Raw genomic sequence first — 15,700 nt, 5'->3', positions numbered from 1 at the left:
GGCCATCTCAGTCCACCAGCCTCTCGGAGTTGACGAACTTGAACACGAGAGCCGAGATGGTTCCCAGCACCACGAACAGCAGCAGCGCAGCCGCGATCGAATAGCCGACGTTCACGTCGTTGCGGAAGTGGTTGAAGATGAAGAGGTTCGGCAGGGTCGTCGAGTCGAGCGGACCGCCCTGCGTCATGACGAGAGGAAGCTCGAACTGCTGGATCGCCGCGACGAACCCGGTGATGAGCAGATACAGGACCACGTTCTTCATCTGCGGGATCGTGATGTACGCGGTCTTCTGCCCCCAGTTCGCGCCCTCCATCGCGGCGGCCTCGTAGTACTCGGTGGGGATGTCGACCATCGCTGCGACCATGATCAGCGAGGTGAGCCCCATGCCGAGCCAGATGGCGGGGACGGCGACCGCGAGCAGCGCCCACTTCGGGTCGCCGATCCACGCGATCGGGTCGACACCGAAGATCCCCAGGAACGCGTTCAGCAGACCGCCCGAGTAGTTGTAGATCAGCACGAAGATGATCGACGTGATCACGGCGGAGATGATGGTCGGGATGTAGATGCTGACCTTGAGGACGCTCGCCGCCCGTCGTGACACCGCCACGACGAGGCTCGCGAACAGGAACGCCAGGATCAGCATCGCGGGCACGGTCATCAGCACGAAGAGGAAGCCGCGCCCGATCGTGGCGATGAACAGCGGGTCCTTCAGGACGTTCGCGTAGTTGCGGATGCCGACGAACTCCGGGTCCTTGTAGAAGCTCCAGTCCTGGAAGGACAGGTATCCGGCGTAGATGGCGGGCCAGATCACGAAGATCCCGAGCAGCACCACCAGCGGCACCAGGAACCAGTAGGCGGTCCGGTTGTCGCGGTACTTGTACCGGTTCTGTCTCTGCCGGATCTCCCGGCGTTCCTGCACAGCCTGACTGGCCATATCCACCTCGTCGCGATCTCAGGGCCGACGCTGTCCGGGGACCGGGACCGCCGGCCCCCGGACAGCGGGCGATGTCAGTTCTTGGGCGCCTTGTCGGGGAGCCCGTCACGGTCGATGACCGTCTGGATCGCGGCGTTGGCCGTGTTGATCGCGTCGTCCGCCGAGGCGGAGCCCTTCATCACGGATTCCATGGCGGTGCCCACGGCGAGGTTCACGTCCCACGGGTAGGTCGCGCCGGCGATCGCATCGGGTGCGATCTCGTCGACGATGATGCTCGACCACGGGGCGTCCGCGGCCTCCTGGCTCGCGGCGACGGCATCCTGCACCGACTGACGAACGGGAACCTTGGTGAACTGGGTGTCGACGAAGAACGGCACGAGGTTCTCCGGGTCTCCGGCGATGGCCCACTCGAGGAACTTCCCGGCGGCCTCGGCGTTCTTGCTCTTGGCATCGACCACCCAGGTGAAGTTGCCCATGGTGGTGGCGGTGCGGCCGTCGGCGCCCGGCGCGCTCGGGAACGCGCCGACTCCCGTCTTGGCGAGCAGGTCGGCGTAGTCCGAGCCGATCTCCGACATCATCCACGAACCGGAGACCTTGAAGGCCACCTTCTGCTGACCGAAGTCCTCACCGCCGACGTACGCGGCGAGCGGCTGCTTGGGCATGTATCCCTTGTCCCACAGCTCCTTGTACTGCGCCATGAGCCCGCGATAGCCGTCGTTGTCGATGTCGGGCGCGGCCCAGTCGTCGGTGAGCGCGAGGTGCCCGGCGAAGTTGTACTGCTGTCCGACGGTGGACCAGGCCATGGTCACCGCGTCCTGCGCGGGCGAGATGCAGTACTGGCCGTCCGTGAGCGTCGGCTGGATCTTCGCGCAGGCCGCGAGCAGGTCGTCCCAGGTCTCGGGGGCCGCGGAGGAGTCGACGCCGGCGGCGTCGAGCATGTCGGTGTTCCAGAAGAGCACGGTCTGCGGTTCGAGCAGCAGCGGGTAGGCGTAGTGGGTGCCCTCGACCTCGGAGATCGAGGTGGCGGTGTCCATGATCTCGCCGAGCGCGTCTTCGGAGACGATCGAGTCGAGCTCGTGCACCGAGCCGGCGTTGACGAGGTCGAGCAGGTTGGCCGAGCTCGTGTAGACGTCGGGCGCCTTGCCCGCGGCCTGCGCGGCCTTCATCTTCTGATCCCAGGCATCGGCGGGGACCTCGGTGTCGACGACCTTGATGTCGCTCTGCGACTTGTTGAACTGCTTGACGATGTCGGCGTACCACTCGTTCTCGACCGGCGTGAAGCTCCGGTGCCAGAACTGGACCGTGGTGACGCCGTCTTCGCCGCCGTCGCCGCCGGCCGTTCCACCGGGGGTGCCCGCGCCGCAGGCGGCGAGCAGGGAGCCGACCGTCAGCGCGCCGAGAGCGGCGATCGCTGTGCGTCGGGTGCGGGTGGTGATTCTCATCTTGTTCCTCCTCAGGGAACGGACTCCTCATCGAGTCGCTGCTGTGCAGGCCGATCGATCCTCAGTGACCGGGTAGCGCCAGAGTAGGCGAAATCGATTTCATGCGCAAGGGATCCGGGGCGACCGATATCTCAGTCGGCGCGGTCGAGGTCGGCCGAGAACCAGAACACGTTGTACGGGTCCCAGAGCGAGAGCGTGAAGTGGATGCGGCGGCCGTCCTCCGTGACGTAGCGGGGATTCAGGTACGGGGAATACAGGCCCGGATACTCCGATCCGGGCACGAGCTCGATCGCCTCGCCCCACGGCCCCCAGGGCGTGATCCCCTCACGGATGTAGGCGCTGCCGGCATCCGAATACGTCATGATCCACCGCTCCAGGTAGGTCGACCACATCACCGAGAGCTCGCCGATCGTGCCGTCGACGACCGTCTCGGCATCCGTCATCTCGCCGCTCCACTGCGGCGCTTCGCCGTCGAGACCGGCGAAGTAGGAGTACGACGACTGGTCCTCGACCGCCGCCTCCGTGGCGCGCACGCGCATCAGCTGAACCCCGCCGAACCGGCCGGAGGGGATGGACCAGAAGTAGATCCAGTCCTCACCGCCCTCCGTGACCTGCGCGGTCGCGAACTGGATGAAGTTCGAGTCGCCAGGCCACTCGACGCCGTCGACCGGCGACCAGGTCCTGCCGTCATCCCGCGAGACGATGAGCGCGGAGCGGTTCGCATCCCAGGCGCCCGGCTCGCCCCAGAACTTCACGGACATGTACGAGACGTAGATCGTGTCGCCGATCGCGAAGCCGTAGGTGGGGATCTTCGTCACCTCGCCGCCGGCCCCGTTGGCATCGTGATCGCCTTCGATGAGCGGCCCGGCGAGCCCGATGTCGTCTTCCACCCACCCCTCGAAGTCGATGCCGTCCGTGGGATCGTCGTCGGTGGTCCAGGCGGCGACGTTCGATCTCCAGAAGCCGCCCTGGCCGCCGATGGACTCCGGATCACGCTCGCCGAACGTGTCGCCGAAGAGGAAGAAGGTCTTGTCGCCCACGTTCACCATGGAGCCGAGATCCGTGCCGGCGACCGAGACGGATGCCGTGTCGTTCATGGCACCCGGACCGGTGAGCTGCGCGATCTCGGTGAGCCCCGAGATCCCCTCCAGGACGAAGGGCTTGTCCGGGTCCGGGTCCACGCTCGGGGCGCGTCCGCCGGCGCAGCCGGCCAGCCCGACGGCGAGAACGACGGACGCCGCGACGGCGGTTCGACGGGCGGCGACTCGAAGGGGTCTTCTGCGACGATGCATGCCACGAATCTAGCGAAATCGATTTCAGATCACTAGGGTCTTCGACATGCCCCTCTCCCCCGAACACGGGTGGCTCCGGCCGTCCGGCGCACCCGATGCCGAGCCCCGCTGGGGCCACCCGGACGGCATCCAGATCGGCATCCCGCCGATCCCCGGCCCCCGAGGCCTGCTCCGTGTCTTCGCCCCTCACCTCGACCATCCGCCCGAGCGGCTCGTCAACTTCATCGCTGTCGAGCCGATCCCCGCAGGCGACACCCACCGCGGGTTCTCCGAGCTCGAACCCAGCACCCTCGACCCCGGCGAACGCGGCAAGCGTCTCTGGTCGACCGATGACGCGGATGCCGTCGAGCAGGCCGCCGGGGATCCTCCCGCACGCGGCGTCGTCGAGACCGCCGATGGCATCGAGACCCTGACGGTCTGGATCGGCGTCGAGCGCTTCGACAACGGGGCGGACGTCCGCGTGCGCGTGCGGTTCTTCGCCGACCGTCCGCACGAGGTCGAGGTCGCAGGCTACGCGAACGCGGCATCCGTCCCGCTGTCCCACCTGATCCTCACGGCGACGATGGGCAACTGGGCGCGACTGCGACGGCTGCACCTCGCCGATCGCATCGTGACCGCGGCCGAGCTGTGGCCGGACTTCTCCGGCACGGCCTTCGCCGAGCATGCGCGGTTCCCGGTGTCCGCGCTCGCCCGCGACGGAGAGGCGGCGGTCGTGAGCGCGACCGGTGACGAGGAGGACCCGTGGTCGGTCGAGTACTCCGCCGACACCGCCGAGCACTGGCGCTTCCTCGGCCGCCGCGCCGTGCAGAGCTGGCGGGTCGACGACCCGCACCCCGAGCTCGAGGCCGTCGTGAACGCCCGCTGGTCGTACTGGGCGAGCGCGTCGCCGATCCCCGGCGGTCCGGCCTACGAGAACTTCGAGATCATCGAGCCGTTCCGCCAGGGCGCGGCGTTCCGCTTCTCGGTCGACGAGATCTGACCCGTTCCCTCCTAGGATGAAGGTGACCGTGGAGGGCGGCAGATGTTCGACGAGCGAAGAAGACAGGAAGCGCTCGAGGAACTGGGGATCCTCGACACACCGCGCGATGAGCGCGTTGATCGAGTGGCACGATTGGCCAAGGAGATGTTCGGCGTGCCCATGGTCAGCGTCTCGCTGCTGGACCGCGACCGGCAGTGGCGGAAGTCCGAGATCGGGCTCGGCGGTTCCGAGGCCCCACGCCAGGACTCGTTCTGCGACTACACGGTCAGCCAGGACCGCACCGTCATCGTCGAGGATGCCAGCGCCACCGACCTCTTCGCCGACAACCCGTTCGTCGTCGGCGACCCGCATCTGCGCTTCTACGCCGGTCACCCGCTGCACGCCCCCGGCGGCGAACCGATCGGCACCCTGTGCGTGCTCGACACCGTTCCGCACACCCTGAGCGAGGCGCAACAGGGCCTGCTCCGCGACCTCGCCTTCTGGGTGCAGTCGGAACTCGCGAACGACGCCGAGCTCGACCATGCGGCGGTCATCCAGCGCGCACTGCGCCCGCAGGAGCACCCCGATGTCCCCGGCTACACGATCGCGGGCGGTGCGGTCTCGCGCGGTCGCATCGCGGGCGACTTCTACGACCTCCGCATGCACCGCGGATCACTGCGCATCACGCTGGCGGATGCCATGGGCAAGGGCACCGGCCCGGCACTCGTGGCGGCCAGCGTGCGCGCGTCGCTGCGCACGGCTCCCGACCGCAGCATCGCCGAGGCGATCGCCGACGCCGACCGGCTGCTGGAGGAGGACCTCGCAGACACGTCGATGTTCGTCACCGCGGTGCACGCCGAGCTGCAGCCGGAGACGGGAGAGCTGCAGGTGATCGACGCCGGACACAGCCTCGCCTTCATCCTGCGCGCCGACGGCTCGTGGGAGCACCTGCGATCGACCAGCCTGCCTCTCGGCATGGGCATGGGCCTCCAGCCGCCCGAGGAGAGGGAGCCGCGCACGACGCGCCTCGACAAGGGCGACTCGTTCGTCTGCTGCAGCGACGGCCTGCTCGACGTGCTCGACCCCGACGACCCGTACGCGCACGTGTACCGCGTGCTGACGACGCTCGGGCCGGACGGCGCGATCCGGGAGGCGCTCCGGCTGTCCTCCGACGAACGGGCCACGGATGACATCACCGTGGTGGTCGTGAGGCGCGAGCCGTGACCGCGCGCTTCGCGACGATCCGCATCCTCGCCCTGCTGTCGGTCCTGCTCGGGGTGAACTATGTCGCCTGGCGCTGGCTCGAGTCGGTGAACTGGTCGGCGTGGTGGATCGCCGTGCCGCTCGTGATCGCCGAGACCTACAGTCTGATCGACACGTTCCTGTTCTGCCTGACGATGTGGAGGGCCCGAGAGCGCCCCGCGCCCGTCTCGCCTCCGCAGGGGACGGTCGACGTGTTCATCACGACGTATGACGAGCCCATCGAGCTCGTCATGACCACCGCCCGCGCCGCGAAGCGGATCGCCTACCCGCACACCACCTGGGTGCTCGACGACGGGTCCCGCCCCGAGCTCGAGGCGGCTGCGCGCGAGGCGGGCCTGGGCTACCTCACGCGCTCGGACGACTGGACCGGCAAACCCCGCCACGCCAAGGCCGGGAACCTCAACAGCGCCCTGTTCCAGACCGATGGGGAGTTTCTGCTCATCCTGGATGCCGATCAGATCCCCGACCCGCTGATCCTGCACCGCACCCTGGGCTACTTCGCCGACGACCCCGAGGTCGCGCTCGTGCAGACGCCGCAGTGGTTCATGAACGTGGACGAGGCCGATCCGCTCGGCAGCCAGGCACCGCTGTTCTACGGGCCGATCCAGCAGGGCAAGGACGGCTGGAACGCCGCCTTCTTCTGCGGGTCGAATGCCGTGCTGCGCCGGGAGGCGCTCATGCAGCTCGGCATCATCGGCTACGTGCGCGAGGTGACCGACTCCGCGGCGAGAGCGCTCCGCACCTCGGAGCAGATGATCGAGAAGGAGATGCGGTCGGCATCCGACCCGCGACTCCGTCGGGAGCTCTCCGCCCTGCAGATCGCGATCCGCCGGGGAAGCCGCAACCTGGCCGACGGCGCCCCCGTCTCCGAGGTCGCGGACGGCGTCAGGGAGGCCGTCGACAACGCCTCGCGGATCCTCATCGCCGACGACCTCGCCGGCATCCGCGCCGACCTCGAGGAACTCGGCGCGCTGCCGATCGCCCATGACGCGCAGCTCGACGCCGTGATCGTCGACGAGGCGGGGCTCGCTGCACTGGCGGCATCCGATCTGTCCCCGATCACGGCGCTCGACACCGTGCGGGCGCTGCTCGACGCTCTGCGACTCGATCGCGGCGACGAGGCGCAGCCGATCCTCCCGCTCGCCACGATCTCGGTGACCGAGGACATGGCGACGGCCATGCAGCTGCATGCGATCGGCTGGCGCAGCGTCTACCACCACGAGATCCTCGCCAAGGGTCTCGCCCCGGAAGACCTGCGCACCATGCTGACCCAGCGACTGCGCTGGGCGCAGGGGACGCTCCAGGTGATGCTGAGGGACAACCCGCTCGCCAAGCGCGGACTGTCGGTCGGCCAGCGTCTCATGTACTTCGCGACGATGTGGAGCTACCTGTCCGGCTTCGCGGCGATCGTGTACCTCACCGCGCCCGTCGTGTACCTCGTCTTCGGCGTGCTGCCCGTGACCGCCTGGTCGGTCGACTTCTTCGCCCGCTTCCTGCCCTACTTCCTCGTGAACCAGCTGCTGTTCCTGTTCGTCGCGAGAGGCGTCAAGACCTGGCGCGGGCAGCAGTACTCGCTCGCGCTGTTCCCGGTGTGGATCCGCGCGTGCACGACCGCCTTCGCCAACGTGGTGCTGGGCCGACCGCTGTCGTTCGCCGTGACGCGCAAGGACGGCCGCGATCCTCGCGGCGTGCCCTGGGGCGAGATCTGGCCGCAGCTCACCGCGATCGTCGTCCTCAGCATCGCACTCGTGATCGGCATCGTCCGGGTGTTCATCGGCACCGCCGACGGGACCGGCACTCTCGTCAACACCGCCTGGGTCCTCTACGACCTCGTCGTCCTCAGCGTCATCATCCAGGCCGCACGGTACCGCGGCCCCGCCGCTCTGATCCTCGAGAAGGAGTCCCATGGATCTCAACAGTGAAGCCCGCGACGGATACGCCGTCATCGCACTCGGCGGTCGACTCACGGCGACCGGAGCTCCCCTGCTCCGCAACGCGGTCGGCGATCTGATCACCGCCGGCGAATCGCGGATCGTCATCGACATGGTCGACCTGCAGTTCGTCGACTCGTCGGGTCTCGGAGCCCTCGTCGGCGGGCTCAAGAGCGCGCGCGTCGCCGGAGGCGATCTGCGGATCGCCGCGGTTCCGGATGCCGTGCGCACGGTGCTGCGCCTGACGAACCTCGACCGTGTCCTGCGCGACTACCCCACGCCGGAATCGGCGTTCGATGGACGCTGACGCCCACGTCATCCGACTCGACGGGCCGGCGCGGCTCGCCCTCGTCGACAGCGTGCTCGATGCGCTCGACGCCGCGTGGGCGGCGGCATCGCATGTCCCGGACCTGGACCGCACCCTGTTCACGCTGGCCGTGAGCGAGGTGGCCACGAACCTGGTGCAGCACAGCGACGGGCCGACCGACGTGCAGCTGCGCGTCGACATCCGCATCGCCGCAGACGATCTCACCGCGACCCTGGTCGACACGGCCCCTCCGGTGTCGATCGACTGGCACGACGTCGCCATGCCCGACGCGGAGAGCGAGAGCGGGCGCGGGCTCGCGCTCGCGCAGACCGTGCTCGACGAGTTCGTGCACACCTACGATGACGGCGGCAACACCTGGGTCCTCCGGCGTCTGCTCGGCACCCCGGACTGAATCGGCTCGCCGTCACCCGGCCCGGTCGGAGCTCACCGCGAGGGCCGCGGCACCACCAGCGGAGAGCCCGTGTGCGGGTCGGGGATGATGGTGCACGGCAGCCCGAAAACCTCCTCGATCAGCTGCTCGGTCATCACCTCATCCGGGGCTCCCGCGGCGATCACGCGCCCCTCGCGCATCACGATCAGATGGTCGGCGTAGCGCGCCGCCTGATTCAGGTCGTGCAGCACGGCCACGAGGGTGCGATCGCCCTCGGCGTGCAGACGTCGCAGCAGCTCGAGCAGCTCGTACTGATGCGCGATGTCGAGGAACGTGGTCGGCTCGTCGAGCAGCAGCAGCGGCGTCTCCTGCGCGAGCACCATGGCGACCCACACCCTCTGGCGCTGTCCCCCGGAGAGCTCCTCGACCTGCCGTGCGGCGAGGTCGGCGGTGTTGGTCGCAGCCAGAGCCTGGGCAACGGCGTTCTCGTCGCTCGTCGTCCACTGCCGGAACACTCCCTGATGCGGATGCCGCCCTCGCGCCACGAGATCGGCGACCGTGATGCCCTCGGGGGCGATCGAGCTCTGGGGCAGCAGCCCCAGTCGACGGGCGACCTCCTTCGCCGGGAACTCGGCGATCTCCCGGCCGTCGAGCAGGATGGAGCCCGCAGACGGCTTCATCACCCGGGCGAGCGCGCGCAGGAGGGTCGACTTGCCGCACGCATTCGGCCCGATGACCACAGTGAATGACCCGGTCGGGATGTCGACCGTCAGTCCGTCGGCGATCACACGTCGGTCGTAGCCGAGAGTGACGTCCTTCGCGGACAGTCGCGGGTCGGACCCGCGCTCCACGCCCACCAGGGGCACAGCGGTGTCGGTCATCGTCTTCTCGCCTCCGAGATCAGCAGCCAGATGAGGTACGCGCCGCCGAGGGCGACGGTGATCACGCCGACGGGGAGCTGCGACGGCGCGAAGATCCGCTGGGCGATCAGATCGCTCACGACGAGCAGCAGCGCTCCCATCGCCGCCGAGGCCGACAGCGTGACGCCGGCGGAGCGGGTCAGCCGCCGCGCCAGCTGCGGGGCGGCGAGCGACACGAAGGCGATCGGTCCGGCTGCCGCGGTGGCCGTCGCCGTGAAGGCGACGCCCAGCACCACCAGCCGGAGCCGCACGCGCCCGGTGCGCACGCCGAACGCGACCGCGGCGTCATCCCCGACCTCGAGCGCATGCATGCCGCGCGACAGCATGGCGGCGACGATCCACAGCACGACGAGGACTGCGACGGCGGGTGCCGCCTGCGGCCACCCGACCACGTTGAGCGATCCGCTCCCCCACGCCGATGCGGCGAGAGCGATGTTCAGTTCGGTGTCCAGGATGACCCAGGTGCTGACAGAGGCGAGCATCGCGGAGACGGCGATGCCCACGATGATCAACCGGAATCCCTGGAACCCGCGTCGGTAGGCCAGCACGTACACGAGCAGCGCGGTGGCGAGTCCGCCGGCGAGCGCCCCGCCCGCGACAGCGAGGTATCCGGTGCCGACGGTCGTGATGATCAGCAGGGCGCCGACGTACGCACCCGAATCGAAGCCGATGATGTCAGGGCTGCCGAGCGGATTGCGGGTCAGCGACTGGAAGATCGCTCCGGCGGTGCCGAGTGCGGCGCCCAGCGCGAGGGCGAGCAGCACGCGCGGCATCCGCCATCCCCAGACCACCAACTGCGAGCGGGAGTCGCCGAAGCCGAAGACGGTGGCGACGACGTCGGGGATCGGCACGACGTAGTCGCCGACGCCGAGGCTCACGACGGCGACCGCCGCCGCAGCGAGGACCAGTGCCGTCACGACCACCACGGGGCGACGTCGGACGAGGATGCTGACGCCGCCGTTCTTCGATCGGAGCAGCCAGGTGCGGTACCCGCGCTCGACGTGCACGCTCACAGGGCGCTCGCCCCTCGGCGGCGGACGAGCATTATCAGCACCGGCGCCCCGACGAAGGCGGTGACGATGCCGACGGGCAGTTCGCCGCTGCGCAGCACGACGCGGCCGACGATGTCGCTCGCGAGCACGAGCACGGGTGCGGCGATCAGGCTCCCGGCGAAGATCCAGCGCTGGTCCGGCCCGGTGAACCAGCGCACGGCGTGCGGCACCATGAGACCGACGAAGCCGATCGGCCCGGCGACAGCGGTCGCGGCGGCGCACAGCAGCGTCGCCGCGATGATCGCGAGCACGCGGGTGCGCACGATCCGCGACCCCAGCGACACGGCGAGGTCGTCGCCCAGCGCGACCGCGTTCAACGGCCGCGCCACCGCGAAGGCGAGCACGAACCCGACGAGCAGGAACGGCAGCACCCATCCGATCTGCTCGGACGGCACGCTGGCGATGCTCCCGGCGTTCCAGCCGCGCATCCGGTCGAAGACCTCCGGGAGCAGGAGCGTGATGCCCGAGGTGATGCCGCTGAGGAACGCCCCGATCGCGACGCCGGCGAGGGTGATCCGCAGCGGGTCGACGCCGCGACGGCCGGAGGCGCCGATCGCCCACACCGCGAAGGTCGTGGCGATCGCACCGAGGAGCGCGAACCAGATCGTGCCCGACAGGGTGGTGATTCCGAAGGCCGCCGCACCCGCGGCCACGGCGAACGCCGCGCCCGCGTTCACCCCGAGGATGCCGGGGTCGGCCAGCGGGTTCCGCGTGAATGCCTGCATCAGGGCGCCGGCGATGCCGAGCGCGGCACCGACGAGGATGCCGAGCGCTGTCCGTGGTCCGCGAAGGTCACGGATGATCGTCCACGCCTCGGTGCCGGTGCCCTGGAGAGCAGCGATGATCTGCTCGATCGAGAGCCGCTGGGAGCCGATCGTGAAGCTCAGCAGGATGCAGACGGCGAGCGCGCCGACCGCGAGCGCGAAGCCCAGCATCCGCCGCCGGCGCGAGACCGAGATCGCGGCCCGCGCACTGTCGACGGCCTCGCTCGTCAGCACAGCGGGCGCGGCGACCGCCGCCGCCGCCGGCGCGAGCTCAGAGTCCGTGAGCCTCAAGAGTGGCCTCGTACTCGTCTTCGACCTCTTCGACATCGCGCGTCTCGTCGTCCCACATCGCGCTGAGCTGCTTCCGGACCGTGTCGGGGAGCGCCTCGAAGCGCTCGCTCCACTGCTCCGAGTTCGCGGTCCAGTACCCGACGACCTTGTACGCCGTCGACGGCAGCCTCAGCTCGTGCCGCAGGTGCTTGCGCACCCCGCGGGTCACACGCGTCTCTCCCGCGACCCAGACGTAGCCCGGCTCGCGCGGGAATTCGCTCGCGCGCACGATGTCCTCGACGCGGCTCGGACCATGGCCGTTGCCGCCGTGCACCCAGGTGAGCTCGACGTCGGCGGGCAGATCGACGTGGTGCTCGTCGGCCGGATCGCCGACCTCCAGCACCACTCGCGTGCGCACGCCCGCCGGCGCCTGCTCGGCCAGACGCAGCGCGGCGGGGAGCCCCGTCGCGTCGGCGACGAGCAGCTGCCAGCGGATGCCCTCGGGCGGGTCGTACAGACCGCGCGGGGTGTTCACTCCGACGATGTGGCCCGGCCGGGCACCCAGTGCCCAGGTCGCGGCGATCCCACCCTCGTGCACGACGAAGTCGATCACGAGACGACCGAACACGGCATCCCACGACCTCACCGTGTAGGTGCGCACCTCGGTGGAGTCGACGCCGTCGGGGAACTCCCAGTAGCCGTCCTCGGTCGGCGAGGGGAGCACGGGCTCCTCGTGGCCGGTCTTCGGCAGGAACAGCCGCAGATACTCGTCGCCGACACCCGAGGAGAGGAAGCCCTCGAGCCCGTCGCCGGCGAAGACGATCCGGACCATCCCTGGCGTCAGCCGCTCGACCTCGACGACCTCGACGCGATGGACGCGGTTCACCTCGGGGCGGCTCACGGGAGCAGCGCCTTGCGCACGACCTCGAGCAGACCGTCCTGGCCGCTCGGCGAGCCGTAGCTCATCTCGTAGTTGTACGCGTGGACCTCGCCGTTCACGATCGCGGGGAGCGCGGTCCAGAGCGGGTTCGCCTGCAGGGCCTCCTCGTCGGTGATCAGACCGGAGCCGTCTTCACTCACCCCGGTGAAGATGACGTCGATGTCGGCGAGCTGTCCCACCTGCTCCATGCTGAGGGACGTGCCGTCGCTGTCGGGCTTTCCGTCGCCGTCGCCGTCGGCGAGCGGGCTGATCTCGAGGCCGAGATCGGCGAAGACCAGGCAGGAGATGCTGTAGCAGCCGACGTTGATCTGACCGTCCCAGAACGAGATGTCGGCGACGACCGGGGCGACGCCCGCGGCGTCGAGCTGCTCCTTGACCTCGGCGACGCGCGCCGCGTAGTCGTCGAGCCAGGCCTGGGCCTGCTTCTCGCGGCCGAGGTCCGCGGCCAGAGCCTCGAACTTGTCGCGCCAGTCGCCGCCGTCGAAGGCGTTGTACGTGTAGGTGGGGGCGATCGGCGTGAGCTTGTCGTGCAGATCGGTCTCGTAGCCGATGCCGTTGAGGATGAAGTCCGGACCGACCTCGAGGATGTGCTCGAAGTTGAACTCCGGGTAGTTGTGGAACCCCTTGATGCCCTCGAGCTCCTCCTGCGGGAAGTAGCTCGGGAACGCGTCCCAGTCGTCGCGGATCGGCTGCTCGGCGGCCAGCGGGTATCCGAGGGTGATCAGGATGTCGACGTCGGTCGTGTAGAAGCCGAGCGCCGCCTGGGGTTCGGTCGGCACGGTGACCTCTCCGAACTCGGTGTCGATGGTGAGGGTCTCGCCGCCGGCTTCACCGGCCTGTGCGGACGCGCACGAGGTGAGCAGGAACACGGCACCGGTCGCGAGAGCGACGGCGCGGAGACGACGGGTGCGGGAGGGCGTCATGAACGGACTTTCGATTCGGGGAGGGGATTAGCTGAGGCTTACCTAAGTGCCTCATCGATCATCCCTCTTGTCGATGTCGCGAAACTGTCCGGGAATGTCGCGAGAGAGACGAATCAGAGCGCGGACGCCGCGAATGCTCCCGGCGTCGTCCCCAATTCCCGACGGAACGCCTGCACGAAGGCGCTCGACCGCGCGTACCCGACACGTCTCCCGACCATGGCGACCGGAAGCCCCTCGGCCAGCATCACGATCGCCGCGAGCATCCGCGCCCGGGTGCGCCACTCGGCGAAGGAGAGGCCGGAATCGCGGCGGAACAAGCGTGCGAGATGCCGCTCGCTCGCGCCGACGACGGCGCCCCATTCCTGCAGCGTGCGCGCATCGGCCGGATCCTGCTGCACCGCCTCCGCGATCCGCCTCGCCCGATCGTCGTCGGGCAGGGTCAGGGTGAGATGAAGCAGCTCCGCGCGATGGAGCAGGCGGGGCACGAGCTGCTCCGCAAGCCGACGCGTCTCGTCGGCCATGTCCTGTGTCGCGAGCTCATCGAGGAGCGCACGGGCGGCCATCGGGATGCCGACGCCGCCGACCCCCTCTCGCGGCGGGGAGCCGATGCCCGGTGCGAGGAACGTGCACGAGAACTCCGTGCCCTTCGACGCGGTCACACGATGCGGTTCGCCCGCCGGGATCCAGAGGCCGACGGTCCACGGGACGGCGTGGAAGCCGACGGCTGTCTCGACGACGAGAGACCCGCGTGCCGACCACAGCAGCTCATCGGCGTCGTGCCGGTGCCAGTCCCACTCCTCGGCCGCACTGATCGCGAAGGGGCTCGTGCTGATCCCGGTCACGCCGACCGGGACGTCGAGCGCGTCGCTCAGTTCCCGCGCGGGTTCCACAGCATGACCTCTGTGGAACGGCGGATGCGGCGGCCGGAGGGCATCGGCACCACGCCGGTGGAGCCCGCGGCGAACACGCGCACGCCGGGACGGCTCTCGCGTTCGGCGCGTAGCGCCGCGTCGAGCTGGGCGACGCGGGCGCGCAGCATCCGGTTCTCATCCTCGAGGTCGAGGAGGCGCGCGATCGCGGGGAGGCTGACACCCTGGGAGGAGAGCTCGGCCACTTCGCGGAGCTGCTCGATGTTGCGGGTCGAGTACCGGCGTGAACCGCCGGAGGTGCGGCCGGGCACCACGAGGCCGATGCGGTCGTACTGCCGCAGCGTCTGCGGGTGCATGCCCGCGAGCTCGGCGGCGACGGCGATCGCGAACACCGGGGTGTCGGCGTCCATGCCACGTTCAGCCATGGATGCTCACCTCCCCGGTGCTCGCGGACGTCATCGCTTCGCCTTCGCCATCAGCTCGGCGCGCGGATTCTCCGTCGGCTCGAGCTCCTGGAACTTCTCCAGCGCCGCACGAGCGGCTTCGTCGAGGTGCGTCGGCACCGCGACCTGGAGTTCGGCGAGCAGGTCGCCGCTGCCCTTCGACGTCGTGACGCCGCGGCCCTTGACGCGCAGCACCCGACCGGAGGGGGTGCCCGGTGCGACGCGGAGCTTGACCACGTCGCCGCCGAGCGTCGGCACCTCGATGGTCGCGCCGAGGGTCGCCTCGGTGAACGTCACCGGCACGATGACGCGCAGGTTCAGTCCATCACGCGTGAACACCGGATGCGGGCGCACCGTGATCTGCACCACGATGTCGCCGCGCTCCCCGCCATCGGGCGAGGGGCGGCCGCGACCCCGCAGTCGGATCTTCTGCCCGTCGGCCACGCCGGCGGGGATCTTCACCTTGAACGGCTTGCCGTCTTCTCCCTGCAGGGAGATGGTCTCGCCCTGCACGGCCGTGATGAAGTCGATCGTCGTCCGCGCCGTGACGTCGGCACCCCGCTGCGGCCCGCCGAAGCCGCGATACCCGCCGCTCGTCTGCCCGAAGCGGCCGTTGCCGAACGAACCGCCCTGCCCCTGGTTGAACATCGCGAAGATGTCCTCGAAGTCGGCGGACTGGCCGCGCCCCTGCTGGCCGAAGCGGCTGAACACGTCTTCGAAGCCGCCCGCGCCCGCGCCGCCCGCCGTGAAGCGCGCGCCCGAGCCCATGGCACGGATCTCGTCGTACTCCTTGCGCTGATCGGCGTCGGAGAGCACCGAGTACGCCTCGCTGATCTCTTTGAACTTCGCCTCTGCCGCCGCATCACCCTGATTGGAATCGGGGTGATACTTGCGCGCCAGCTTGCGGTACGTCTTCTTGAGATCGGCGTCGCTGACGTCCTTCGAGACCCCGAGGGTCTTGTAGAAGTCCTTGTCGAACCAATCCTGGCTAGCCATCGATC

The 15,700-nt window shown here is 69.4% G+C and carries 16 protein-coding genes; 5 read left to right on the top strand and 11 right to left on the bottom strand.

Annotated features, from left to right (window positions below; translation table 11 throughout):
- Positions 1-7: 7 nt before the first annotated feature.
- The 3 genes from DC434_RS02640 to DC434_RS02630 all read right to left on the bottom strand — a co-directional run bounded on the left by DC434_RS02640 (position 8) and on the right by DC434_RS02630 (position 3,668).
- Positions 8-934 carry a sugar ABC transporter permease gene (locus tag DC434_RS02640; RefSeq protein ID WP_116633699.1) on the bottom strand — a complete coding sequence of 309 codons (927 nt, stop codon included), beginning with the start codon at positions 932-934 and terminating at the stop codon, positions 8-10.
- 74 nt (positions 935-1,008) lie between these two features.
- A complete protein-coding gene (locus tag DC434_RS02635) occupies positions 1,009-2,376 on the bottom strand; it encodes an extracellular solute-binding protein (RefSeq protein WP_116633698.1) in 1,368 nt (455 codons plus the stop codon).
- Between the two features lie 131 nt (positions 2,377-2,507).
- Positions 2,508-3,668, bottom strand: coding sequence for a DUF4185 domain-containing protein (locus DC434_RS02630; protein ID WP_116633697.1), 1,161 nt, complete (start codon positions 3,666-3,668; stop codon positions 2,508-2,510).
- A gap of 46 nt (positions 3,669-3,714) precedes the next feature.
- Between DC434_RS02630 and DC434_RS02625 the strand changes: the two genes are divergently transcribed.
- Genes DC434_RS02625 through DC434_RS02605 form a run of 5 tightly spaced genes read left to right on the top strand, consistent with a single transcriptional unit; the run spans position 3,715 to position 8,539 of the window.
- Positions 3,715-4,647: a hypothetical protein gene (locus DC434_RS02625; RefSeq protein WP_243408773.1), complete on the top strand. Its 933-nt coding sequence runs from the start codon at positions 3,715-3,717 to the stop codon at positions 4,645-4,647.
- A 42-nt stretch (positions 4,648-4,689) separates the two neighbouring features.
- Positions 4,690-5,850: a GAF domain-containing SpoIIE family protein phosphatase gene (locus DC434_RS02620; protein ID WP_116633696.1), complete on the top strand. Its 1,161-nt coding sequence runs from the start codon at positions 4,690-4,692 to the stop codon at positions 5,848-5,850.
- Positions 5,847-7,811 (top strand): glycosyltransferase family 2 protein, encoded by a 1,965-nt coding sequence (locus DC434_RS02615; RefSeq protein ID WP_116633695.1) that lies wholly within the window; start codon positions 5,847-5,849, stop codon positions 7,809-7,811. The genes DC434_RS02620 and DC434_RS02615 overlap by 4 nt, the downstream gene beginning before the upstream one ends.
- A complete protein-coding gene (locus DC434_RS02610) occupies positions 7,795-8,127 on the top strand; it encodes an STAS domain-containing protein (RefSeq protein WP_116633694.1) in 333 nt (110 codons plus the stop codon). The genes DC434_RS02615 and DC434_RS02610 overlap by 17 nt, the downstream gene beginning before the upstream one ends.
- Entirely contained in the window at positions 8,117-8,539 is a 423-nt protein-coding gene (locus DC434_RS02605) for an ATP-binding protein (protein WP_116633693.1), read from the top strand. The genes DC434_RS02610 and DC434_RS02605 overlap by 11 nt, the downstream gene beginning before the upstream one ends.
- A gap of 32 nt (positions 8,540-8,571) precedes the next feature.
- Here DC434_RS02605 and DC434_RS02600 read toward each other — a convergent pair whose 3' ends face one another.
- From DC434_RS02600 to DC434_RS02570, 8 genes are all read right to left on the bottom strand, one after another.
- Positions 8,572-9,399 carry an ABC transporter ATP-binding protein gene (locus DC434_RS02600; protein WP_116633692.1) on the bottom strand — a complete coding sequence of 276 codons (828 nt, stop codon included), beginning with the start codon at positions 9,397-9,399 and terminating at the stop codon, positions 8,572-8,574.
- Positions 9,396-10,451, bottom strand: a complete 1,056-nt coding sequence (locus DC434_RS02595) for an iron chelate uptake ABC transporter family permease subunit (RefSeq protein ID WP_207769873.1) — start codon at positions 10,449-10,451, stop codon at positions 9,396-9,398. Before DC434_RS02595 ends, DC434_RS02600 begins: the two co-directional genes overlap by 4 nt.
- Entirely contained in the window at positions 10,448-11,545 is a 1,098-nt protein-coding gene (locus DC434_RS20220; RefSeq protein ID WP_243408772.1) for an iron chelate uptake ABC transporter family permease subunit, read from the bottom strand. The genes DC434_RS02595 and DC434_RS20220 overlap by 4 nt, the downstream gene beginning before the upstream one ends.
- Positions 11,526-12,425, bottom strand: a complete 900-nt coding sequence (locus DC434_RS02590; protein ID WP_243408771.1) for a siderophore-interacting protein — start codon at positions 12,423-12,425, stop codon at positions 11,526-11,528. The genes DC434_RS20220 and DC434_RS02590 overlap by 20 nt, the downstream gene beginning before the upstream one ends.
- Entirely contained in the window at positions 12,422-13,387 is a 966-nt protein-coding gene (locus DC434_RS02585; protein ID WP_116633690.1) for an ABC transporter substrate-binding protein, read from the bottom strand. Before DC434_RS02585 ends, DC434_RS02590 begins: the two co-directional genes overlap by 4 nt.
- Positions 13,388-13,500: 113 nt before the next feature.
- Complete coding sequence (locus tag DC434_RS02580; RefSeq protein WP_116633689.1) at positions 13,501-14,277, bottom strand: AraC family transcriptional regulator; 777 nt, start codon at positions 14,275-14,277, stop codon at positions 13,501-13,503.
- Positions 14,256-14,681 carry a MerR family transcriptional regulator gene (locus DC434_RS02575; protein WP_116633688.1) on the bottom strand — a complete coding sequence of 142 codons (426 nt, stop codon included), beginning with the start codon at positions 14,679-14,681 and terminating at the stop codon, positions 14,256-14,258. The genes DC434_RS02580 and DC434_RS02575 overlap by 22 nt, the downstream gene beginning before the upstream one ends.
- 30 nt (positions 14,682-14,711) lie before the next feature.
- Complete coding sequence (locus DC434_RS02570) at positions 14,712-15,695, bottom strand: DnaJ C-terminal domain-containing protein (protein WP_116633687.1); 984 nt, start codon at positions 15,693-15,695, stop codon at positions 14,712-14,714.
- Positions 15,696-15,700 lie beyond the last annotated feature (5 nt).

Source organism: Microbacterium sp. TPD7012, assembly GCF_003075395.1.
In the GTDB taxonomy this organism is placed as follows: Bacteria; Actinomycetota; Actinomycetes; order Actinomycetales; family Microbacteriaceae; genus Microbacterium.
This window is presented reverse-complemented; position numbering and strand designations above follow the sequence as displayed.